We start from the raw sequence: 21,533 nt of genomic DNA on the forward strand, positions 1-21,533 counted from the left end.
GGGACAAGCCCGAGGATGACGGAAAACCGCTTAGCCAACACTCCCTTCCAGCGAAATGCTGATCAGCTTCTGCGCCTCGACGGCGAATTCCATCGGCAGCTCCTGCAGGACTTCCTTGACGAAGCCGTTGACGATCAACGCGATCGCCGCTTCGGTGGGGATGCCGCGCTGCAGGCAGTAGAACAGCTGGTCCTCGGAGATCTTCGAGGTCGTCGCTTCATGTTCGAACTGCGCCGTCGAATTCTTCGCCTCGATGTAGGGCACGGTATGAGCGCCGCACTTGTCGCCGATCAGGAGCGAATCGCACTGGGTAAAGTTGCGCGCGTTCGATGCCTTGCGATGAGCCGAAACCTGGCCGCGATAGGTGTTGTTGGAAACACCAGCCGCAATACCCTTGGAGACGATGCGGCTCGACGTGTTCTTGCCGAGATGGATCATCTTGGTGCCGCTGTCGATCTGCTGATGGCCGTTCGACACGGCGATCGAGTAGAATTCGCCGCGGCTGTCGTCGCCGCGCAGGATGCAGGACGGGTACTTCCAGGTGATCGCCGAGCCGGTTTCGACCTGCGTCCAGGAAATCTTCGAGCGGTCGCCGCGGCAATCGCCGCGCTTGGTGACGAAGTTGTAGATACCGCCCTTACCTTCCTTGTCGCCCGGATACCAGTTCTGGACGGTGGAATATTTGATCTCGGCATCGTCGAGCGCCACGAGCTCGACCACCGCTGCATGCAGCTGGTTTTCGTCGCGCTGCGGCGCCGTGCAGCCTTCGAGATAGGAGACGTAGGCGCCCTCTTCCGCGATGATCAGCGTGCGCTCGAACTGGCCGGTGCCCTTTTCGTTGATGCGGAAATAGGTGGAAAGCTCCATCGGGCAGCGAACGCCCTTCGGCACGAAGACGAAGGAACCGTCGGTGAAGACAGCCGAATTCAGCGTGGCGTAATAATTGTCCGAGGTCGGCACGACCGAGCCGAGATATTTCCGCACGAGATCGGGATGCTCGCGGATCGCTTCCGAGATCGACATGAAGATCACGCCGGCTTTCTTCAGCTCCGCCTTGAAGGTGGTGACGACCGAGACGCTGTCGAAGACGGCGTCGACGGCGATCTTCGGCTTCTCGACGCCGGCGAGGATCTCCTGTTCGCGCAGCGGAATGCCGAGCTTTTCATAGACCTTGAGCAGTTCCGGATCGACTTCGTCGAGCGACTTCGGGCCTGGCGTGCTCTTCGGCGCGGCGTAATAATGGATGTCGTTGAAATCGATCTTCGGATAATCGACGCGCGCCCAGGTCGGCTCCTCCAGCGTCAGCCAGCGCCGGTAGGCTTCCAGGCGCCATTCCAGCATCCATTCCGGCTCCTGCTTCTTGGCCGAAATGAAACGGATGATATCCTCGGACAGGCCTTTCGGCGCCTTGTCCATCTCGATGACGGTCTCGAAACCGTATTTGTACTGGTCCACATCGATCAGGCGGACCTGGTCGATCGTTTCCTGCACGGCAGCCATTTCATTCTCCAATCTCGCCGGATATAAGGTCCGGCAGCTTGTAGCGTATGGGGCAATTTCTTGCCCTGATGTCGGGCAACTGTCTTGCCCTGATGTAAGAGGCCAAAAGGGACTTTTCAGCCCGATTGGCAAGCAGAAATTTGCGTTTCCGCAAGTTTATGATGCGGTCAGGCCGCCTCGCCGGCCGACCTGCGCCGGCAGGCGATCTTCGCGAAGGCGGCAATCGCCCTGTCGATATCCTCTTCCGTTGTGGAAAAACCGAGCGAGATGCGCAGCGCCCCGAGCTTGGTGTCACGCCCCATCGCCGTCAGCACATGGCTTTCGCCGACCTTGCCCGATGAGCAAGCAGAGCCCGCCGAAAGGGCAACGCCTTCGAGATCGAAGGCGATTTGCCCGGTCTCCGCCTTCAGGCAGGGAAGCGTGAAGAAAATCGTGTTGGCGACCCGCGGACCACCGGCGCCGTGAATGATGACATCGGGCGCGGCGGCGCGCATGCCGGCTTCCAGCCTGTCGCGCAGCGCGGCAATCGCAGCGTTCCGTTCATCGAGATCCTGCAGCACGGTTTCGGCTGCGGCTCCGAAGCCGATCAGAGCCAACGAATTCTGTGTCCCCGAGCGGTGACCTTTCTCCTGCCCGCCGCCGCGGATCAGCGCCTTCGGCATCAGCGCCTCGCCGCGCGCAATCAGTGCACCCGCACCCTTCGGCCCACCGATCTTGTGGGAGGAGACGATGATGAAATCCGCGCCGATGCGCTCGATCTCGATCGGCAGACGGCCGGCCGCCTGCACGGCGTCGACGACGAAGAGCCCGCCATGGGCACGCACGATCCTGGCCGCTTCTTCGACAGGCTGGACGATGCCCGTCTCGTTGTTGACGAACATGATCGCCACCATGGGAAGGCCCGTCGATTTGTCATGGGCATCGAGAAGTGCGGCCAGCGCGTTCAGATCGACGATACCGGCATCCGTCACCGGAATCTCGGTCATGCGGTCCTTCGGGAACCGGCCTCCCTCCCGGACTGCCAGGTGCTCGACGGCGGAAAAATAGAGATGGCCGAGCTGAAGCGGCGTGCGGCCCATGCGAAAATCCGGCGTCAGCACCAGATTGGCGGCCTCGGTCGCGCCGCTGGTGAAGACCACATTGCCGGCATCCGTGCCTGCAAGCGCCGCGACCTTGCGCCGCGCGCCCTCGATGGCGGCGCGGGCGGCGCGGCCTTCGCCGTGGACGGAATTTGGATTGCCGAAGATGTCGATGGCGCGCATGATCGCCTCGCGCGCTGCGGGGTGCAGCGGCGCTGTGGCATTCCAGTCGAGATAAAGGCGTGGCGGCGCCATGATCTTCAGTCCTGCGCTTGACGAGCTTGCTTCAACACCCGCGGCTCATTTTTCTTGAAATTTCCGCCGGGCTTGCCTTATGACACGTTCCACGAAGCCGTGGATCGCCATGCAAGTTTCGAATTGTTCTAAACTGCGTTTTAGAAAAGCTGACAACCCGAGTCAAGTCATGTTGTCGTCCAACGCAGCGCGAACGCGAAATAAAACCCGGAGTACCAATGCCCGAAGTTATTTTCAACGGCCCAGCCGGCCGTCTTGAAGGCCGCTACCAGCCCTCCAAGGAAAAAAGCGCGCCCATCGCTCTCATCCTGCATCCGCATCCGCAGTTCGGCGGCACGATGAACAATCAGATCGTCTACCAGCTCTTCTACATGTTCCAGAAGCGCGGGTTCACGACGCTGCGCTTCAATTTCCGGGGCATCGGCCGCAGCCAGGGCGAATTCGACCACGGCGCCGGCGAATTGTCGGATGCCGCCTCCGCGCTCGACTGGGTGCAGAGCCTGCATCCCGATTCCAAGACCTGCTGGGTCGCCGGCTATTCCTTCGGCGCCTGGATCGGCATGCAGCTTCTGATGCGCCGGCCGGAGATCGAAGGCTTCATGTCGATCGCCCCGCAGCCGAATACCTACGACTTCTCCTTCCTGGCGCCCTGCCCCTCCTCCGGCCTGATCATCAATGGCGAGGCCGACAAGGTGGCGCCGGAAAAGGATGTGAACGGCCTTGTGGAGAAGCTGAAAACCCAGAAGGGCATTCTCATCACCCATCGCACCGTTTCCAACGCCAACCACTTCTTCAACGGCCAGGTGGAAACGCTGATGGGCGAATGCGAGGACTATCTCGACCGTCGCCTCAACGGCGAACTGGTGCCGGAGCCCGCCGCCAAGCGGATTCGCTGACACCACAGCGCGAGCCCGCCATCCCCGGCGAAGGCGATCCAAGACGCGACCGGCACAGCTGTGCCACAATAGATCATCTACCGTGTTGCAATGCATGTTGCAGTGCGGTAGGGTCCTCGCAATCCTAACTAAAGCGAGGTCCGCAATGACCAAGTCGTTCGGGGAAATCCTGGATAAGTATAGGGGTATCGGTCCGGGGTTCGATTTTCTTCGAATAGGACTCGCCTTTTCTATCGTACTCACTCATTCTTTTTTGCTGACTAGGAACGATGCCTTCATCAGGGGCTCGGTATTCTGGTTTACCGAATATGCTCTTGTTCCGATGTTTTTCGCTTTGAGCGGATTCTTGATCGCCGGCAGCGCTCAGCGTCTGAGCCTGCGGAACTTCCTGATCAATCGCGGATTGCGCATCGTGCCGGCTCTTGCCGTAGATATCGTCGTCTGTTCGCTGATCATCGGGCCGATCGTAACGGTCGTCTACCACGCCGAATATTTTACCGACCCGCGGTTTTTCAAATACTTTTTGAACATCGTCGGCTGGATCCACTACGAGCTGCCGGGCGTATTCCAGGACAATCCGAGCCAACGCGTCAACGGCGCCCTCTGGACGGTTCCCTGGGAGATCTTCTGCTACATCATCATGTCGTTCCTGATGATCACCGCCATCATCAAGACGCGCTATAAGCTCGTCGCCGTGCTGATCGCGTATGTTTTCATCGGCCTCGTCGTGCAGAAGATGCCATATCTGTTCCCGGGGTCGATCAAGCCAGTCGCCCGCTTCCTGTTCATGAGCCGCGGCTCTCAGCTGATAACGGCTTTTCTGATGGGCATTGCCGTCTTTCAGTTCAAAGCGGTCATTCCCTATTCCCGCTGGCTGTTCGCCGCCGCCTGCCTCGCCTGCCTCGTCGCCATTTTCACGCTCGACGGCCGGTCGGTCGAGTCGGTGATCAACCGGCCCATCCTCATCACCGCTCTCGTCTACATCACCATCTTCATCGGCCTCTCGGAGGTTCCGATTCCTGCCTTTTTCCGGAAGGGCGACTATTCCTACGGCGTCTATCTCTACCATGATCCATTCCTGCAGATCTGGATCAGCTCGTTGCCGTCGGTCTTTCTCTATCCGAAATACGGTGCGCTGGCGCTCTACCTCGTCGGCCTGCCGTCCGCGCTCGCCGTCGCGGTACTGTCCTGGCATTTCATCGAGAAACCGATCCTCGGGCTTCGCAAGAAGTTCTCGTTCATCGCCCAGGTCAGGGGCGTCGAAGATGGCAATCAGGGCGGACGGGTCCGGCCGATCGCCGTCAAGAGTTAGGCTTTCCCGGCGGTCATCTCGAAAGCCGTGCCGAGCACCCCATCGATCAGGATCGGCGCGCGCTCGCGCATGCCGATCTTCCTCAGCACACGCTGCGACGCGATGTTTTCTGGATGCGTGAAGGCGATGAAGCAGGGCGCAAAGCCTCTTTCGAAGAACCAGCCGGCAAGCGCCGTCGCCGCCTCCGTCGCAAGGCCTTTGCCCCATGCCTCCTCGATCAGGGAATAACCGAGCTCGAATTGCTCGCCCCTGAACCGCGAAATGCCGGCACGTCCGATGAACCGGCCGTCCTCCCCGACGAGCTTGTACTTGGTCGTGCCGTCGCGCGCCTGTTCCTCGAACCAGCCCCGCAGCCGCTCTTCGGCCTTCTCCAGGCTCCACGGCGCGCTGCCGGCAAGGTACCGGGTGGTCGCCAGCGTCGAATGCAGCCGCTGCACCAGCGGTCCATCCTCTTCGTCCCACATGACGAAGCGCAGCCGCGCCGTCCGCAGGATCGGCCTCTCCTCGCTCATGGTTTTGCCAGAACCCCGCCGCTGACCGGGGCGCCCACCCCCGTCGTGCCGGGAAATGTCAACGGCAGACCGTCCAGCGAACGCACGGCGAGATAGGCCCAGGCCTCCGCCTCCATCGCGTCGCCGTCGAAGCCTGCCTCCTCTGCGCTCAACACCCGCGATCCCTGCCCTTCGGCCATGGCCGAAAACTCCGCCATGAGAGTGCGGTTCAGCCGCCCGCCGCCGCAGACGATATAGATCGATGGGTTCTCGGGCAGGAAACCCGCGGATTTGACGATCGATGCGGCGGCGACATGCGCCAGCGTGCGCGCGCCGTCTTCGAGGCTCGCCTCCTCCGGCCGAAGCGGCGCGAAATCGCCGCGATCGAGCGACCGGCGAACATTGCCGCGGAAGAACGGGCTTTCGAGATAACGTTCCGCAAGCGCTGCGACGACCTTGCCGCGCGCGCCGATTTCACCGCCTGGATCATAGGTTCTGCCGGTCTGCATCTCCACCCACTGGTCGATCAGCGTATTGCCCGGGCCGCTGTCGAAGGCCGATATCCGGCCGTCCGTGCCGATGAAGGTCAGATTGGAGATGCCGCCGATATTGACGAAACAGACAGCCTCTCCCGCCTGCTGGAATTTTCCCGCAAGGGCAGCGTGATAGGCGGGCACCAGCGGCGCGCCTTGCCCGCCATGCACCATGTCGTTGGCGCGCATATCGTAGACCACGGATATGCCGGTTCTCTCCGCAAGCTCCCGCCCGTCGCCGATCTGGATCGTCAATCCTTCGTCCGGTCGGTGAAGGACCGTCTGGCCATGGAAGCCGAGCACGTCGACGGCATCGGCAGAAAGCCCGAAACGCTCCAGGAATGCCGTAACGGCAGCTGCATGACGCAAGGTCAGTTCAAGCTCGATCTCGCGAAGCTCGGCCGGCCTTTCGTTCCTGTCGCTCAGCGGGCGCGCCAGTTCCAGCGCCCGTTTGAGCCGTTCGCGAAAGGCAACATCATAGGGTACGCCTAGAAACGGCCCGCGCTCGATGAAGCCGCGGCCGTCGGTCTTGATCAGCGCAACGTCGATTCCGTCCATCGACGTGCCGCTCATCAGGCCGATCGCGGTCCTGATGACATCCATGAGGCTTGCCTCCCATGCGATTCCCGGATGCACTTTTGTAAAAACAGTGCTAAACGCGCCGCGACAGATCAACAACAACGAAGTTGCGCGAACCCAAGGGCCAGCGCAGACACCAAGAGACGAAAGCCATGTCCGAGTTCAAGTCCGATTTCCTCCGCACGCTGAAAGAGCGCGGTTTCATTCATCAGGTCTCTGATGAACGCGGCCTCGACGATCTCTTCGCCAAGGAAACCGTGACGGCCTATATCGGCTACGACCCGACGGCATCCAGCCTTCACGTCGGCCATCTCACCCAGATCATGATGCTGCACTGGCTGCAGGCGACGGGCCACCGCCCGATTTCGCTGATGGGCGGCGGCACCGGCATGGTCGGCGATCCCTCCTTCAAGGAGGAGGCCCGCAAGCTGATGACGATCGAGACGATCGAAGAGAATATCGCCTCGATCAAGAGCTGCTTCTCGAATTACCTCGATTACAACAAGCCCGGCAGCGCCGCCCTGATGATCAACAACGCCGAATGGCTGCGTTCGTTGAACTACCTGGAGTTCCTGCGCGATGTCGGCCGCCATTTCTCGGTCAACCGCATGCTGTCCTTCGACAGCGTGAAGACGCGTCTCGACCGCGAACAGTCCCTGTCCTTCCTGGAATTCAACTACATGATCCTCCAGGCCTACGATTTCGTCGAGCTGGCCAAGCGTTACGACTGCCGTCTGCAGATGGGCGGTTCGGACCAGTGGGGCAATATCGTCAACGGCATCGATCTCGGTCACCGCATGGGGACGCCGCAGCTTTACGCCCTGACCTCGCCGCTGCTGACGACGTCTTCGGGCGCCAAGATGGGCAAGTCGGCTTCCGGCGCGGTCTGGCTGAATGCCGACCTGCTGCCCGTCTACGACTTCTGGCAATATTGGCGCAATACCGAGGATGCGGATGTGCCGCGCTTCCTCAAGCTCTTCACCACCCTGCCCATGGACGAAATCGCCCGGCTTTCGGCCATCGGCGGTTCGGAGCTGAACGAAGTCAAGAAGATCCTCGCGACCGAGGTCACGGCGATCCTGCACGGCCGCCCGGCCGCCGAGCAGGCCGCCGAAACCGCGCGCAAGACCTTCGAGGAAGGCGGGCTTTCGGAAAACCTGCCTTCGGTCGATATCCCGGCAGGTGAACTCGATGGCGGCATCGGCCTGCTCTCGCTGATGGTCCGCGCCGGCCTTGCCGGCTCGAACGGCGAAGCCCGCCGCCACGTACAAGGTGGCGCTGTTCGCATCAACGACGAGGCGGTCAGCGACGAACGCCGCCTGATCGGCAGCGGCGAAATCACCGCCGATGGCGTCATCAAGCTCTCGCTCGGCAAGAAGAAGCACATCCTGATCCGCCGCGCGGCGTAAGGACGTTGCCGAAAGCCTGAATACGCAACGCGCCATTTCCATCCCGGAATGGCGCGTTTGCATGCGCAGTGAAGCAATTACCGCGTTCCCTGCTGGTAGGTCACATCATTTGGCGCGCTTTCGCGCAGCAGCCGGCTTGGCGGATCGATGCCCGGCGCGGGTGTCACGCGTGACCACCAGCTGATCGAGAAGATCGGCGCAGTGACCGTTGCGTCGAGGGGAACCGTCAGCATGTGGTCGGAGCGTATGCCCTCCGGCGGCTTCAGCCGCCCACCCTTCTCCGCCGAATAGGAAACCTGCTGACTGATCGCGACAGCGATCATGGCGGCCGATGCAAAAGAGACTGTCCGGGCGCACTTCATGGCGTTCTCCGCCGGCCCTCGTTTCCAGGCCGAGACAGCATCTTATATCAGATTTCACTAAAACAATCTGGCATCGATGACGAAATTGTCGGCCAGCTCGGAATCGCGTTCCGTCCCGCTTCCCTATCTCACTGAAACTCGAAGATCTGCCGGAAGACGCCAGGCGCGATGATCGACAGCGGGTTGATCTGCAGGTTCGGCTGGTCGAACTTGCCGGTGAGCTTGAAAGTGATGCCGATCAGGCCGCGGTCGCTGCCGTTGCCGAGGATGACGCCGATCAGCGGCAGTTCGGCGAAGAGACGATTGAGGCCGTAGGCCGGCATGAATGTGCCGGTCATGTCCATGTTGCCCTTGCGGTCGCGCACCACGCCCTGGACGGTTGCGCCGATCTGGTCGCCGCGCAGCACGCCGTTCTCGATGCCGATCATGCCGCCGCGTGAGACGATGCGGGCAAAGGCTCGCTGGAAGCGCTGCGACGAGGTGTCGATATCGCGTTTCACCGCCTCGTTGAGGCTGCGCTGCTCATTGCCGACAGGCGTCGAGACGATCGAACGCAGCCGTTGTTCGTTGACGATCGAGAAGCGGCGGACGTCGAGCGAGCCATCCCATCCGCCCTGCGCGCCCAGCCGGATCGCGAGATTGAGCAGGCCGCCCTGCATATGCTGGTAGAGATCGGCAAAACGCGATACCGCGCCGGCATCGCCGCTGGTGATGTTGATGACGCCGCCGTCCTTCATCTGGCTGACCACGGCTTCGCCGCTGTCGGTAATGCCGGAAAAATTCAAGGACTGCAGCTTGTCGCCACGCAGCGACACCTGCGCCTGGAAATTGCCGACCTTCTCGTCGTTGAAGCCGATGACGTTTTTCAGCTTGGCGCGCACCGATACGCTCGTGTTGTCGCCATCGCCATCGCCCTCCTCACCGCCGTCCGAGCCGGATTTCAACCGCGCGATGACCGGCCGCGCGTCGGCGCTGTCGCCGGAAACGGAGACGTCGAAACTGCCCTTGCTGCGCTTTACCGAGAGGGCGAAATCGTCGAGCGAGGAGAGCCGCACGCTATCGAAATCCGCCGAGATAAGACCGGTCTTGCCAACGTTCAGCGATCCGCTGGCGCCGAAACCGTCACCTTTCAGCCGGAAATTCTTAATCTGCGTATTTTCGGGCGGGCCGGACATCTCGAATTCGGCGGAAGCGGAAATGCCGCCGCCTTTCGACCAGCCGATCCAGGGCAGGTCGAGCATCGATTTGGTGAGATCCAGCTGAACGTTCTGCCGGTCGTCGTCTATCCGCGTCAGCACCATCTTCAGGTTGCCCCTGACGATATCGGAAAGCCCGGGCATCACCTTGCTGCGCTGGTCGTCGGAAAGCGTCGCCGTGATCACGCGCTGACGCTCGACGCCGGAGGATGCCTCGACCGGCTCGGTCAGATCGATATCGGCGGGAATACCGTCGATCTCGCCTTTTGCATCGAGCGTGATCTGTTTCGGATCACCGTTCAGCATACCGCTGACATTGCTGATCGTGCGGCCGGAAAACGGCTTGGCAAGATCGACGTCAGCGAGCTTCATGGCAGCCTTCCACTCGGCCGGCGGCGGGTTTTGCGACGACAGCAGCCCGAAATGCGCCTTCACATTCGCATCGATATGCCCCTTGAAATCGTCGGGCGTGAAACCGGCGCGCTGCAGCACCCGGATCGGCTTATAGGTCAGGAGTTCGCCGATGGCGTCGGCCGCTCCCGATACAGCAAGATCGATATCGGCCATCAGCGGTTTGTCGTAGGCGGAAGGTATGACGAACGTTCCCTGGCCGAGACCGACGGACCGGCCGGAAGGGAAATAGGACGTGCCGCTCTTGATCCCGATCGTCGCGACGGGGCCGATCAGGTCGAAATGCGCCGCCGTGTCGCGCAACGGCGGAATGTCGCCGGCGACGTTCATCCGCGCCCCCGCAATGTCGAAGCCGATGCGGATCTGGTTGGCGTCGAGCTTCAATCCCTTGCCGCCGGCAGCCTCATCCAGCCTGCCGAAGGGAATGAAGACTGAGATGGAAGCGTCGGTGACGGTGCCGCCGAAGAGGTTGCCATGCACCCAGGTGCGCACCTTCGGCGCCATCCAGAATGGCCAGAGCTGCTTGATCGCCGTCGTCTGCAACTGCGGCGACTGGCCGGCGAAACTGATCTCCGGCGATTTGTCGCCGAGCTTGACATGCAGCGATCCGAAAAGCGCGCCGAGCGGGCTGGAGACGGTCATGTTCGGAAACTGGAAGTCCCGGCCGGCGACCATGTAGCGCCCGGTCGCCTGAATGTCGAAGGAGAGCGGCTGCTCGCCGGAGCCGCTGGGGGCCGCCGTGCCGCCGCTGACGAGCAGGTCTATGCCGAAGCCCTTGCCGGCCTGCGGATCGAGCTTGTCGAGATCGATCAGCGCGCCGTTGAGGGGAAGCGTGGTCGCGCCGAACCGGATGCTCGATTTGCCGATCTCGAGTGTCTGCTTGGCGAAATCATAGGTCAGATTGATTTGCCCGCCGGACAGTTCCTGCGGATCGCCGTCGGCATAGATCAGCCCTGGATCGACGCCGATCGTCGCCGCGAGCGCCGGCTCGACGCCATCGCGCGCCCTGGTGGCCGACACCGTCAGGTCGGCAAAGGTATTGAGCCCCTGCCGGATCACGCCCTGATCATTGCGTTTGAGCGTAAAGGGCGTGAGGTCGGCATGCCTGAGCGTCGCCACCACCTTCGACACATGACCGTCCACTTTCTCGGCCAGCACGTCGATCTGCGCCACCTCGCCATTGAGCGCGACATCGCCGCTCAATTGCAGTGAGGACGGGCCGGCATGGGCAAAGACGAGATTGTCGACGACGAGCGAAAGCGGTCCGTTGGCGGTGTCGGCGAGCTTGATGTCGATGCCTGATATCCGCACCGAACTCGTCGAGCCGCGCGTGACGATGCTGTCGAACATGTCGAATTGCGAGAAGATCCTCTCCATCGCCGCCGGCATGGCGTCGATGCGCAGATCGTCGAGTTTGACGGGATTGCCGGAGGGCAGAAGCGCCGTATCGAGGGCGATATCCTCCGCCTCGATATCGGTGACGGCGATGTGGCCGCGGAAAAGCTGCAGCGGGTCGAGCGCCAGGCGCACCGAGCCCGTCGTCGACACGTGCTGGCCGCTCTCCTTGTCGATCATGTTGACGTCGCGCGCTTCCAGCGCCAGCCGCAGACCCGAGGTGAAGCGGATGACGGTGGAACCGACCTCGGCGCGGTAGCGTGGCCCGGCCGCGCCGTTCAGCGCCGCCTGCGCCTGCTGCGACAGCGGCTTGTCGAACATGCCGCTTTCGACGGTGAAGACGATGGCGGCGAGAATGAGGAGAATCAGTCCGAGAAATATCGACGTCAGCTTCGCCGTGCGCCGCATCGGCGAGCGCGGCGGCGGGCAATGGACGATGATCGGATCCTCGGCCTGGGCGGACGGCAAGCGGTCCAGCGCAACGATATCCTTCTTGCGAAACGTGACCTTTTCGCCGCGGATGGCTGACATGCGCCCTCGGGCTCTCCCTTAAATGAAGAATTGAACCCGGCCATGCTGGACGGGTTTCCGTCCAATATATAATTCGGGGAGAGAGTGTGTCATCCACAAACCCGGCAAAAGAAAGGTTTTCATAATGGCGGTTCCCGGCATCGGTGCCATGGCCCCTGATTTCAACCTCCCCCGCGATGGCGGCGGCCGTGTTTCGCTTGCCGAGTTCCACGGCAAACCGCTCGTGCTGTTCTTCTATCCCAAGGACGATACCACCGGCTGCACGGCCGAATCACTGGCTTTCACCGCGCTCGCGCCCGAGTTCGAAGCGGCAGGCGCTGCCGTCATCGGCATGTCGCCCGATTCGGCCGCCTGCCATGACAAATTCGTCAGGAAGCATCGCCTTGCCGTGGCGCTCGCCTCGGATGAGGAGAAGACCACGCTGCAGGCCTATGGCGTCTGGAAGGAAAAGAGCATGTACGGCCGCAACTTCATGGGCGTCGAGCGCACCACCTTCCTCATCCGCCAGGACGGCACCATCGCCACCATCTGGCAGAAGGTGAAGGTACAGGGCCATGCCGAGACCGTGCTCGAGGCGGTGAGGAACCTCGCCGCGTGACCGGAGAGCTGGCGATAACCTCGCTGCGCGGCGGCGCGATCGATGCCATCCGCGCCGCCGATCTCGACCGCAAGACGGCGCTTGCGCAGGAAAGCGCCACCCGCTGGTTTGCCCGCCGGGTGTCGCTGCGCTCGCCGCTCGACGCCACGCTGCCCGAAAGGCCGGGCCGGCCGGAAAAACCGGTGCTGACGCCGCCGACCCAGGTGGAGAAGCGCTCGCTGCATACGCTGAAAGGCCGTATTGCCCTGCTCCATGCCATCGCCCATATCGAGCTCAACGCCGTCGATCTGGCGCTCGATATCGTCGCGCGATTCGCCAGCGAACAGGTGCCGAATTCCTTTTTCGATGGCTGGATGCAGGTCGCTTTCGAGGAGGCGAAGCACTTCCGCATGGTGCGCGCCCGGCTGAACGATCTCGGCGCCGATTACGGCGATCTGCCCGCTCACGACGGGCTCTGGCAAGCCGCCCATTCCACCCGCAACGATCTCACGGCGAGGCTCGCCGTCGTGCCGCTGATTCTCGAAGCCCGCGGTCTCGACGTCACGCCGTCGCTGCAGGCGAAGATGCGCGAGACCGGCGATCTCGAAAGCGCCGCGGTCCTCGATGTCATCTACAACGACGAGAAAGGCCATGTCGCCGTCGGCGCCAAATGGTTCCGCTTTCTCTGCGCCCGCGAGAAACGCGATCCGGCAAAAGCCTTCCAGGAGCTGGTGCGCGCGAATTTTCGCGGACCGTTGAAGCCGCCCTTCAACGATCTCGCCCGCGCCGAGGCCGGGCTGACGCCATCCTTCTACCGCTCGCTGGCATCGATCAGCCACGCCTGACGTGATTGATTTTCTAACGTAATCGGCGACGGCGAAAGCATTCATTAACCATAAACGTGTCTAATTTTCCGAAAGAGGCGTAGAGCATCAATCGGGAGAGCCTGCGTGAACAGCGGACATCAGCACCGGGTATTCGGCAAGCGGGCGCAGGAACATATTCTCATCCTGGCAAGCGGTGACAAGGTCCGCCACATGACGGTACGGCCGTGGATGGGCGCCCTTGCCTTCTGCTTCGTCGGCGTCTTCTCGATCGGCTATCTCCTGGCGACATCCTATCTCGTGCTGCGCGACGACCTGATCGGCGCGACCATGGCCCGCCAGGCCCGCATGCAGCACGACTATGAAGACCGCATCGCCGCGCTCCGCGCCCAGGTCGACCGTATCACGTCGCGCCAGCTTCTCGACCAGCAGGTGGTGGAAGACAAAGTCGACAAGCTGATGGAGCAGCAGATGGCGCTCACATCACGCCACGGCAAGCTCGACAACCTGCTCGACCGGGCCGAAAGCTCCGGGCTGACGGATAAGGACAGCGCCCCATCCGCGCCGTCTTCGCCCGTGCAATCCTATGCGCCCGCCATCAAGGACAAGCGCGCTTCGCTTGACCGTGGTGGCATCGAGGCGATCGAGAAGCAGCTGGCGAGCGGCGCACCGGCCGACGCCACGCCCGACAATACGACGCTTGCCTACGTGCCGGCCACCGAGACCGTCGGGGATCGCGCCGACCGCATCTTCTCCAAGGTGACGCTGTCGCTGAAGGATGTCGAACAGGACCAGCGCAACCGCGTCGAGCAACTGACGAGCGACGCCGGCAACGCCGCCAACGCCATCGAGAGCGTACTGACCCGCTTCAAGATCCCCATGCCCGAGGCGGCTGCCAAGCAAGACGACGAGGATGACAGCGCCGTCGGCGGCCCCTATGTCGAGCCGGAGAGCAATGACGAGTTCAACAATTCGCTGGTCGCCCTCGACGGCGCGCTGACGAGGCTCGAAGCCGTGCGCAGCACTGCCGAATCCCTGCCCTTCCGCAATCCCGCCGTCGGCAAGGAAGTGACGAGCCCCTTCGGCAACCGGCGCGATCCTTTCCTCGGCCGTTTGGCGCTCCATTCCGGCATCGACTTCCGTTTTGCGCCGGGCGAAAAGATCCGCCCGACGGCGCCGGGCAAGGTGATATCAGCCGGCTGGACAGGCGGTTACGGCAACATGGTCGAGATCGACCATGGCAACGGCATATCGACGCGTTACGGTCACATGTCCGAGGTCCTGGTCAGGGTGGGCGATACTGTCGGCCGAAGCGACGTCATCGGCCTTGCCGGCAGCACCGGCCGTTCGACGGGCACGCATCTGCATTATGAAGTGCGCCAGAATGGCCGGGCCATCGATCCAGTATATTTCATGAATGCCGGCCTTAAACTCGCCACCTATATCAAGTAATACCCGCCCGGTAACCAAAGCTTCACTCTGCATGGGGTGCGGCCTCTCTATTTCTTGACTTGCCGGCCATTCGGGGCTATGTCGCGCTGCATTGCGGCATGCAATCCCGCCGACTCGCTCAGAGCTCGGCCGAACCGGAACGGAAACAGTTTTCCCTTTGACGACATTCGCTGACCTTGGCTTGAGCCAAAAAGTGCTATCGGCCGTTGCCGATGCGGGCTATTCGATCCCCACGCCTATTCAGGCGGGAGCCATTCCTTTTGCGCTCGAACGCCGCGATATTTGCGGCATCGCGCAGACCGGCACCGGCAAGACGGCATCCTTCGTTCTGCCGATGTTGTCGCTTCTGGAAAAGGGCCGCGCCCGCGCGCGCATGCCCCGGACGCTGATCCTCGAGCCGACGCGCGAACTCGCCGCTCAGGTCGCCGAGAATTTCGAGAAATACGGTAAGAACCACCGCCTCAACGTCGCCCTGCTGATCGGCGGCGTTTCCTTCGAGGACCAGGATCGCAAGCTCGAGCGCGGCGCTGACGTGCTGATCTGCACACCCGGCCGCCTGCTCGATCATTTCGAGCGCGGCAAGCTGCTGATGAGCGGCGTCGAGATCCTCGTCATCGACGAGGCCGACCGCATGCTCGACATGGGCTTCATTCCCGATATCGAGCGCATCGCCAAGCTCATCCCCTTCACCCGGCAGACGCTGTTCTTCTCGGCCACCATGCCGCCGGAGATCCAGAAGCTCGCCGATCGCTTCCTGCAGAATCCGGAGCGCATCGAAGTGGCAAAGCCCGCTTCGGCCGCAAAGACCGTGACGCAGCGTTTCGTCGCCTCTCACAGCAAGGACTATGAGAAGCGCGCGGTTCTGCGTGAACTCGTTCGCGCCCAGACCGAGTTGAAGAATGCCATCATCTTCTGCAACCGCAAGAAGGATGTGGCCGATCTTTTCCGTTCGCTCGAGCGCCACGGCTTCTCCGTCGGCGCCCTGCATGGCGACATGGACCAGCGGTCCCGCACGACGATGCTGCAGAACTTCCGTGACGGAAATCTCCAGCTTCTGGTCGCCTCCGACGTCGCTGCTCGCGGCCTCGATATTCCCGATGTCAGCCACGTCTTCAATTTCGACGTGCCGATCCATTCGGAAGATTACGTCCACCGCATCGGCCGCACCGGCCGCGCCGGCCGCTCGGGCGCCGCGTTCACCCTCGTTACGAAGCGCGACACGAAATTCGTCGACGCGATCGAAAAGCTGATCGGCGAAAATGTCGAATGGCTGAACGGCGACCTGACCTCGCTGCCGCCAGTGGAAGAAGGCAAAGACAGCGACCGTCCGCGCCGCAACGGGCGTGACCGTGGCGACAAGGATCGCGGTCGCGGACGCGGCAAGCACAATGGTGCGAGTCATAAATCTGATAACGACATACAGGATAATGACGTTCAAGTGATCGCAGCAGCACCAGCAAGGGCCGAAGTCGTGAAAAACGAGCGCAAAGCAGAGCAGAAGCCGCAAAACAATGCGCGCAACAACCGGCCTTACCCGGCAAACGATGACAGCCGCGACCGCCGCCGTCATCGCGATCACGACGACGGCCCGACCCCGGTCGGCTTCGGCGACGATATCCCCGCCTTCATGCTGATCGCCGGCAGCGCCAAGGTCTGAGCATCCGATGGGCAAGCCCGGTCTCGATTTTCCGGGCTTCGGCGTCGGCCTGGTGATTCTGCGCGACGCCAAGGTTCTGCTTTACAAACGTGTGAAAGCGCCGGAAGCCGGCTATTGGAACATTGTCGGCGGCAAGGTCGATCACATGGAGCCGGCCGAGCAAGCGGCGCGCCGCGAGGCCGAAGAAGAAACCGGCCTCAAAATCGGACGGATCGAGCGAATCGGCATGACCGAACAGATCATCGATACCGACCGCCAGCACTGGATTTCACTTCTCTATCTCGCCTGCGACGTCGAGGGCGAGCCGCAATTGACCGAACCCGAAAAGCTTTCCGATTTCGGCTGGTTTGCCCTGACGGATTTGCCGCAACCGCTGTCGGCTTTCACCAAGGCGGCGATAGCGGCTTTGCCGGCCGCCGATGCTAGGATTTTGGCTGCAAGCGGGGAAACGTGAAATCCCAGAAGCTCGTTGCCTCGAATGTCCAGTTGAATTGAGGAACGAAGCGTTGATCGGCTGCCCCTATGACGGCTTCGACAAGGAGCTGCGCATCGAGCAGCTTCTGATTGACCGCATTTGCGCGCAGCACGGCCAGCACCTCTAATGCCCGGACTTCATCCGAAATGGATGACATCGCCAGCTGCCTGTAGGTCCGCTCCTTGAAGAAGATCGCCTTGGCAGCCGCCAGCAGCTGGTCATGCTCGGAAGCCGTGATCAACGAGAGATGCAAGCATCTCGAAAGGGTCGCACGGACATTGACGAGAGGTTCGCTGAGGGGAAGGAAACCCATTTCAGCCGGCGCGTGGGATTGTGCGACATCGGCGTCGTTCTCCAGGGCGCCGCTCATGTAGCTGTCGAAGATTTCACCGATACCCACCATGCCGAATGCGGCACATTCCGTCGCCCTCAAAGCCCCCATGCTTGCGGCCCCGAAGATGTGAACGCCTTGGGCCAGCCCAAACAGGATTTCCTTATGCCAGATGGCGGGAACGTATTCATAAACCCCGTCGATAAGCCCGATGACGGTAACGCCATCCTGAATGGCTTTATGAAAATCTCCCTGCCTGGCGGGCGGACGCAGCTGGTAGTCTGCGTTTGACGGCAGATGTGCGCCATAGAGCGTGGGACCTGCGAAGATCACCTTCATCTTGATTTCATGATCCTCTTCAGCGCGCGGGGTCCGAACCTTCGCTTGCGTCTCCCATCTGGATTTTCCAGCTCAGGAACCAGGACTTTCGCAACGCTGAAATCATTCTCTCCCGGATTGAGGTGGACGACGATTGCCGACTTCACTCCCACCGCTTTCAGCTTGCCGATGACGCCCTGCAGCATGTCGTTCAGCGTTCCCACCATCACATTCTGCGGCGGAGTATAGCTGTTCGGTTCCAGGAGGAGCGCGTCATGCAGGTGGTCTGGAAGCGGCCGCGCAAATGTGTCGGGATGGATGTCGTCACGGGCGCCGCTGATATAGGTCAGCCGCGACTGGGCCGCTTCGGTGACGGCCCTTATCGCTGCGCGTACCGGATTCGGATGCGCCCCGGCTCCATATGTCACCTCGATATAGCGTAATGCAATTTCGGACGGCGCGGTTGGGGCCATGAAGGCTTCGAAGCAGGGAACGCCGACATCGCTTGTCGTGTCGAACATCTGAAGCCGAAAACCGGCATCGCGTACCCGCTGGGCAAGGCCGCTGAGAACAGGATCGCCAATCGAATCGACATCGATGCAGCGACTTCCTTTCTCCTCCTTCGAAGAGAACTGCGAGAGCACTTCGGCATCGCGCTCAATGCGCTCCAGCAAGCCGTGGAAAGTCGCTTCCATGAGTATGTTGCCGGACGCCAGACCATCGGATGACTGCCAGAATCTGTTCGCTCTCGTATCGTCCAGCACGACGGCTTCACGAGGAACCCAAACATCATGTTCGGCGATCAGGTCATATCCCGACATCCAGGCAATCGTCTCGTCGGGCTGTATTTCGTGCCCGCCAGCCGAAAGAAGGCCGGCCAGAGGATCGGCTGAAAAACCTTCGAATGCCAATTGCCGAATGCTTGTCAGCCGGGCCTCGATTTGCGGATTTCCGGCGACAGCTCGCTCCAAGGCCTCCATGGCCGCCGACACCTTGGCGTCTATGTCGTAAATCCCCTTACCTTGATTGATGACGATGGAGCGTGAATTGGGCGCAATGGCGTTCCAGACGGGAATGCCGATCCTGTCGAGATCCGTCAGGCGAGCAAGGCGTGTTATTCCATGCCTGGAAAGCGATGGCGCAATACGCGCCATCGTCTCGTTCGGAGAACAACTGCGATCTGAGTAAGACGTCAACGGCTCGTCAGACATCATGCGGCTCGACCGAAACCGGACCGGACTGCGAACATTTCGCGGCCCGCGACCGGTCGATCATTCCACGCGCAGCCTACCTGAAAGGGCGACGTCCTTCGGTTCCGAGCGGACCGCGACATTTATCTCGGAGTTTTGTAGTAATGCCCTGAGAAGGCGCCGTCTTTCGGCTCAAAGGCTACAGCGACGTCCACATCGGGGGTTTTGTAGTAATGACCGGAGAAGGCGACCTCCTTCCGTTCGAAGCCGACGGCGACGTCAAGATCCGTTTCAAATTTATCGGCGTTGTCGCGGGCGGAGATATAATCTTCGCGGTTACCGTCCATCGCGGTGACGGTGCCTGCCTCGAAGTCGACCAGCCAAAGACCGGCTTCACCTTTTACGCCCAGAATCATCATTTTAGACATGCAATTTCTCCTCTAAGGGGATGGCATCAAATAGACTGGAACAATAAGAAATACGGCATTGACGGCGCACCATATCATTGCGCCGTGCGATTACAAAGCGCCGCCGAATGTGTGAAATTACCAAGGCAAAATGCCGCGGGAAGGCGTAATAGGCGGCCACGGATGGAGTAGTCATTCAGCGCGCAGCGCTGCCTCATAGGCAAGCCGCACCCATTTCGCCATCAGATCGGGATCGTCGTAGGCCTCTTCGGGGATCGACCAGTAGGGCATTTTCACGGGCTTGCCCTTCTTGCCCTCATAGGCCCATTGCGTGGCCCCGGCGGCGGCAAACTCCGGGGCGGTCGTCTCGTCGGCTTTCAGCAGCATCTCGTCGCGCACTTCGACGGCGATGATCCGCCCGAGATGATAGATGCCCTTGCCGCCGAACATGCGCTTGATCGTGACCGGCCCGAGCCCCTGAAACATTTCCTCGATCCCGGCATTGTCCATGCTCTATCCCCTCGAAATCCAGGCCGTTCCTATCAGAGCGTATGATAATCCCGGTTCATATAGATGAGCGCCGGGTGCTTTTCGCTGAAGCGGACGGCGGCGACCTCACCGAAGATGACATTGTGCGTCGGCATTTCCTTGATGTCGGTCACACGGCAATCGAAGGCGGCCAGCGCATCGGCAAGAACCGGCGCGCCGGTGAGGAGCGTGTCGAAACGGGCGCTTGCGAAACGGTCGTGATCGGCAAGCGCCGTGCGGCCGGAAAAGGCGTCGGCAACGCCCTGATGCTGGGCGCCGAGCGTATTGAGCACGAAGATGCCGCTGCGGAAGAAGATCTCGTTCTTCGGGTTGGTGTTGTTGAGGCAGATCAGCACCGATGCGGGATTGTCCGAAACCGAGCAGGCGGCGGTAATGGTGACGCCGCGGCGCATACCCTCCATCGCCGTGGTCACAAGTTGCACATGGCCGGCATAACGGCTCATGGCATCGCGATAAAGGCCAGGGTCGATATGCTGCCTGTTCAACACCTGCTTCTCCCGTCCGCTTTTATGCCTGGTTCGTCTTGCTATCGCGCCAATATGGCGAGCATCGGTTACGTTTTCTACAATAGGATCAGTGAAAAGCACCGTGTTGCGCTTGTTTTTCTTTGACGATCGCGGCCTTGCGGATAAAAGGGCATGGACGATGGCTAGGGATCTCCGCCTTTCATGATCAACCTGCGTGGCATAGCAGCCTTTCTGGCGCTGCTGGTAGCGGCGGCGCAAGGCCATGCGGCCGGCGTGACGATCGGCGTCGTCGCTCCCCAGGGCGGCCCGCTCGCGCTTCTCGGCGCACAGATCGCCGCCGGCGCCGGTTTCGAGATCCAGCAATCCGGAAATACGCTCGTCGCCATCAATGAGACCTGCGAGGACAATAGCGGCGCGGCGGTTGCCGATGCGCTCGTCAATGCCAAGGTTCAGGTAGCCGTCGGCTTTCTCTGCAGCGAGACGCTGGAAGACGCGTTGCCGAAGCTGAAGGACGCCAATATTGTCGCGATCACCGTCTCGGTACGTTCACGCATCCTGATGGAGGATGCGCTGAAAAACGGCTGGCCGCTCTTCCGCCTTGCGCCCGCCGACGGCGCCGAAGCGGCAAAGATCATCGAGGTGATCCTCAAGAACTGGGCGGCAGACCCGATCGCCCTGATCGAGGACGGCACCATCCATGGCCGCGAACTGACGGAAGCCGTGCGCAACGCGCTGGAGCAGAACGGCCTGAAGCCTGTTTTCACCGACACCTATCGCCCGGGCCAGGAGCAGCAGATCGCTCTCGTGCGCCGCCTGAAACGGGCCGGCGCCACCAGGGTCTTCATCGGCGGCGACCGCAACGACGTCTCCGTCATCGCCCGCGATGCCAAGGCGGAGAACATCCCGCTCTCCATTCTCGGCGGCGATGCCATGCGCGCCGCCAATCAGCCGCTGCCGCTCACGGACGGCGTGCGCGCCGTCACGCTGCCCGAATATGCAGTGCTGCCGGAAGGCGCGGCTGCGGCCGAGGCCCTGCGTGCCAAGGGCGTCGAACCGGAAGGTTATATCCTGCCCTCGATGGCGGCAGCCCTCATCGCCGGCCAGGCTGCGCAAGCCGCCGCCCAGGCGGGCAAGCCGCTCCAGGAGACGCTTGCCGGCACCACATTCCAGACGCCGATCGGCGTCGTCGCCTTCACCGGCGGGCATGAACTTTCGCAAAATCCCTACCGTTTGCTCGAATGGCGAGGCAGCGGCTTTTTTCCACCTGCCGCGCCGACGCAATAAGCACGCCGCGAGCCTTGAATTCGGGCGCCGCGGTCATGGCGCCTCCTACGGAG

At 61.6% G+C, this 21,533-nt stretch carries 20 protein-coding genes; 9 read left to right on the plus strand and 11 right to left on the minus strand.

Features of this window, described 5'->3' with window-relative positions; genetic code table 11:
- Nucleotides 1-30: 30 nt before the first annotated feature.
- Together sufB and QD408_RS03740 are read right to left on the minus strand one after the other, a co-directional pair.
- Nucleotides 31-1,500 (minus strand): Fe-S cluster assembly protein SufB, encoded by a 1,470-nt coding sequence (sufB, locus tag QD408_RS03735; RefSeq protein WP_088684930.1) that lies wholly within the window; start codon nucleotides 1,498-1,500, stop codon nucleotides 31-33.
- 167 nt (nucleotides 1,501-1,667) lie between these two features.
- Nucleotides 1,668-2,834: a cysteine desulfurase family protein gene (locus QD408_RS03740; protein WP_414138391.1), complete on the minus strand. Its 1,167-nt coding sequence runs from the start codon at nucleotides 2,832-2,834 to the stop codon at nucleotides 1,668-1,670.
- Nucleotides 2,835-3,052: 218 nt separating this feature from the next.
- On the opposite strand from QD408_RS03740, the gene QD408_RS03745 reads away from it, so the two are divergent.
- Both QD408_RS03745 and QD408_RS03750 read left to right on the plus strand, forming a co-directional pair.
- Nucleotides 3,053-3,730: an alpha/beta hydrolase gene (locus QD408_RS03745; protein ID WP_088674274.1), complete on the plus strand. Its 678-nt coding sequence runs from the start codon at nucleotides 3,053-3,055 to the stop codon at nucleotides 3,728-3,730.
- A gap of 145 nt (nucleotides 3,731-3,875) precedes the next feature.
- On the plus strand, nucleotides 3,876-5,042 hold the full coding sequence (locus QD408_RS03750) for an acyltransferase family protein (protein ID WP_414138392.1): 1,167 nt from the start codon (nucleotides 3,876-3,878) through the stop codon (nucleotides 5,040-5,042).
- Here the strand turns inward: QD408_RS03750 and QD408_RS03755 are convergent.
- Complete coding sequence (locus QD408_RS03755) at nucleotides 5,039-5,554, minus strand: GNAT family N-acetyltransferase (protein WP_414138393.1); 516 nt, start codon at nucleotides 5,552-5,554, stop codon at nucleotides 5,039-5,041. The genes QD408_RS03750 and QD408_RS03755 overlap by 4 nt on opposite strands.
- The gene (locus tag QD408_RS03760) at nucleotides 5,551-6,669 is read right to left on the minus strand and encodes an anhydro-N-acetylmuramic acid kinase (protein WP_414138394.1); all 1,119 of its coding nucleotides are present in this window, start codon (nucleotides 6,667-6,669) and stop codon (nucleotides 5,551-5,553) included. Before QD408_RS03760 ends, QD408_RS03755 begins: the two co-directional genes overlap by 4 nt.
- A 128-nt stretch (nucleotides 6,670-6,797) precedes the next feature.
- Here QD408_RS03760 and tyrS point away from each other — a divergent pair, with 128 nt between their 5' ends.
- On the plus strand, nucleotides 6,798-8,054 hold the full coding sequence (gene tyrS / locus QD408_RS03765; RefSeq protein ID WP_088684925.1) for a tyrosine--tRNA ligase: 1,257 nt from the start codon (nucleotides 6,798-6,800) through the stop codon (nucleotides 8,052-8,054).
- Nucleotides 8,055-8,131: 77 nt separating this feature from the next.
- Here the strand turns inward: tyrS and QD408_RS03770 are convergent, their stop codons facing one another.
- Together QD408_RS03770 and QD408_RS03775 are read right to left on the minus strand one after the other, a co-directional pair.
- Nucleotides 8,132-8,416: a hypothetical protein gene (locus QD408_RS03770; protein ID WP_414138395.1), complete on the minus strand. Its 285-nt coding sequence runs from the start codon at nucleotides 8,414-8,416 to the stop codon at nucleotides 8,132-8,134.
- 128 nt (nucleotides 8,417-8,544) lie between these two features.
- Nucleotides 8,545-11,949, minus strand: coding sequence for a DUF3971 domain-containing protein (locus QD408_RS03775; protein WP_414138396.1), 3,405 nt, complete (start codon nucleotides 11,947-11,949; stop codon nucleotides 8,545-8,547).
- A 124-nt stretch (nucleotides 11,950-12,073) separates the two neighbouring features.
- On the opposite strand from QD408_RS03775, the gene QD408_RS03780 reads away from it, so the two are divergent.
- The 5 genes from QD408_RS03780 to QD408_RS03800 all read left to right on the plus strand — a co-directional run bounded on the left by QD408_RS03780 (nucleotide 12,074) and on the right by QD408_RS03800 (nucleotide 16,913).
- Nucleotides 12,074-12,547 (plus strand): peroxiredoxin, encoded by a 474-nt coding sequence (locus QD408_RS03780; protein WP_414138397.1) that lies wholly within the window; start codon nucleotides 12,074-12,076, stop codon nucleotides 12,545-12,547.
- Complete coding sequence (locus QD408_RS03785; RefSeq protein ID WP_088684921.1) at nucleotides 12,544-13,371, plus strand: ferritin-like domain-containing protein; 828 nt, start codon at nucleotides 12,544-12,546, stop codon at nucleotides 13,369-13,371. Before QD408_RS03780 ends, QD408_RS03785 begins: the two co-directional genes overlap by 4 nt.
- A gap of 105 nt (nucleotides 13,372-13,476) precedes the next feature.
- Nucleotides 13,477-14,802 (plus strand): peptidoglycan DD-metalloendopeptidase family protein, encoded by a 1,326-nt coding sequence (locus QD408_RS03790; protein WP_414138398.1) that lies wholly within the window; start codon nucleotides 13,477-13,479, stop codon nucleotides 14,800-14,802.
- Between the two features lie 157 nt (nucleotides 14,803-14,959).
- Nucleotides 14,960-16,459, plus strand: coding sequence for a DEAD/DEAH box helicase (locus QD408_RS03795; RefSeq protein WP_088684919.1), 1,500 nt, complete (start codon nucleotides 14,960-14,962; stop codon nucleotides 16,457-16,459).
- 7 nt (nucleotides 16,460-16,466) lie between these two features.
- The gene (locus tag QD408_RS03800; protein WP_414138399.1) at nucleotides 16,467-16,913 is read left to right on the plus strand and encodes an NUDIX domain-containing protein; all 447 of its coding nucleotides are present in this window, start codon (nucleotides 16,467-16,469) and stop codon (nucleotides 16,911-16,913) included.
- Here the strand turns inward: QD408_RS03800 and QD408_RS03805 are convergent.
- The 5 genes from QD408_RS03805 to QD408_RS03825 all read right to left on the minus strand — a co-directional run bounded on the left by QD408_RS03805 (nucleotide 16,882) and on the right by QD408_RS03825 (nucleotide 20,217).
- Nucleotides 16,882-17,604: a TfuA-like protein gene (locus tag QD408_RS03805; RefSeq protein WP_414138400.1), complete on the minus strand. Its 723-nt coding sequence runs from the start codon at nucleotides 17,602-17,604 to the stop codon at nucleotides 16,882-16,884. The genes QD408_RS03800 and QD408_RS03805 overlap by 32 nt on opposite strands.
- A complete protein-coding gene (locus QD408_RS03810; protein ID WP_414138401.1) occupies nucleotides 17,601-18,797 on the minus strand; it encodes a YcaO-like family protein in 1,197 nt (398 codons plus the stop codon). The genes QD408_RS03805 and QD408_RS03810 overlap by 4 nt, the downstream gene beginning before the upstream one ends.
- A gap of 119 nt (nucleotides 18,798-18,916) precedes the next feature.
- Nucleotides 18,917-19,201, minus strand: a complete 285-nt coding sequence (locus tag QD408_RS03815; RefSeq protein WP_414138402.1) for a hypothetical protein — start codon at nucleotides 19,199-19,201, stop codon at nucleotides 18,917-18,919.
- Between the two features lie 171 nt (nucleotides 19,202-19,372).
- Nucleotides 19,373-19,690 carry a TfoX/Sxy family protein gene (locus QD408_RS03820; protein WP_088684915.1) on the minus strand — a complete coding sequence of 106 codons (318 nt, stop codon included), beginning with the start codon at nucleotides 19,688-19,690 and terminating at the stop codon, nucleotides 19,373-19,375.
- 32 nt (nucleotides 19,691-19,722) lie between these two features.
- A complete protein-coding gene (locus tag QD408_RS03825; RefSeq protein WP_088684914.1) occupies nucleotides 19,723-20,217 on the minus strand; it encodes a flavin reductase in 495 nt (164 codons plus the stop codon).
- 180 nt (nucleotides 20,218-20,397) lie between these two features.
- Here QD408_RS03825 and QD408_RS03830 point away from each other — a divergent pair, with 180 nt between their 5' ends.
- Complete coding sequence (locus QD408_RS03830; protein WP_414138403.1) at nucleotides 20,398-21,480, plus strand: ABC transporter substrate-binding protein; 1,083 nt, start codon at nucleotides 20,398-20,400, stop codon at nucleotides 21,478-21,480.
- Nucleotides 21,481-21,533: the final 53 nt, after the last annotated feature.

This window comes from Rhizobium sp. BR 249 (assembly GCF_047445895.1).
Classification (GTDB): Bacteria; Pseudomonadota; Alphaproteobacteria; order Rhizobiales; family Rhizobiaceae; genus Rhizobium.

Excerpts from the sequence above, each read along its gene's own strand:
- sufB (WP_088684930.1), bottom strand. The coding sequence starts at position 1,500 with ATGGCTGCCGTGCAGGAAACGATCGACCAGGTCCGCCTGATCGATGTG.
- QD408_RS03740 (WP_414138391.1), bottom strand. The coding sequence starts at position 2,834 with ATGGCGCCGCCACGCCTTTATCTCGACTGGAATGCCACAGCGCCGCTG.
- QD408_RS03745 (WP_088674274.1), top strand. The coding sequence starts at position 3,053 with ATGCCCGAAGTTATTTTCAACGGCCCAGCCGGCCGTCTTGAAGGCCGC.
- QD408_RS03750 (WP_414138392.1), top strand. The coding sequence starts at position 3,876 with ATGACCAAGTCGTTCGGGGAAATCCTGGATAAGTATAGGGGTATCGGT.
- QD408_RS03755 (WP_414138393.1), bottom strand. The coding sequence starts at position 5,554 with ATGAGCGAGGAGAGGCCGATCCTGCGGACGGCGCGGCTGCGCTTCGTC.
- QD408_RS03760 (WP_414138394.1), bottom strand. The coding sequence starts at position 6,669 with ATGGATGTCATCAGGACCGCGATCGGCCTGATGAGCGGCACGTCGATG.
- tyrS (WP_088684925.1), top strand. The coding sequence starts at position 6,798 with ATGTCCGAGTTCAAGTCCGATTTCCTCCGCACGCTGAAAGAGCGCGGT.
- QD408_RS03770 (WP_414138395.1), bottom strand. The coding sequence starts at position 8,416 with ATGAAGTGCGCCCGGACAGTCTCTTTTGCATCGGCCGCCATGATCGCT.
- QD408_RS03775 (WP_414138396.1), bottom strand. The coding sequence starts at position 11,949 with ATGTCAGCCATCCGCGGCGAAAAGGTCACGTTTCGCAAGAAGGATATC.
- QD408_RS03780 (WP_414138397.1), top strand. The coding sequence starts at position 12,074 with ATGGCGGTTCCCGGCATCGGTGCCATGGCCCCTGATTTCAACCTCCCC.
- QD408_RS03800 (WP_414138399.1), top strand. The coding sequence starts at position 16,467 with ATGGGCAAGCCCGGTCTCGATTTTCCGGGCTTCGGCGTCGGCCTGGTG.
- QD408_RS03805 (WP_414138400.1), bottom strand. The coding sequence starts at position 17,604 with ATGAAGGTGATCTTCGCAGGTCCCACGCTCTATGGCGCACATCTGCCG.
- QD408_RS03810 (WP_414138401.1), bottom strand. The coding sequence starts at position 18,797 with ATGATGTCTGACGAGCCGTTGACGTCTTACTCAGATCGCAGTTGTTCT.
- QD408_RS03815 (WP_414138402.1), bottom strand. The coding sequence starts at position 19,201 with ATGTCTAAAATGATGATTCTGGGCGTAAAAGGTGAAGCCGGTCTTTGG.
- QD408_RS03820 (WP_088684915.1), bottom strand. The coding sequence starts at position 19,690 with ATGGACAATGCCGGGATCGAGGAAATGTTTCAGGGGCTCGGGCCGGTC.
- QD408_RS03830 (WP_414138403.1), top strand. The coding sequence starts at position 20,398 with ATGATCAACCTGCGTGGCATAGCAGCCTTTCTGGCGCTGCTGGTAGCG.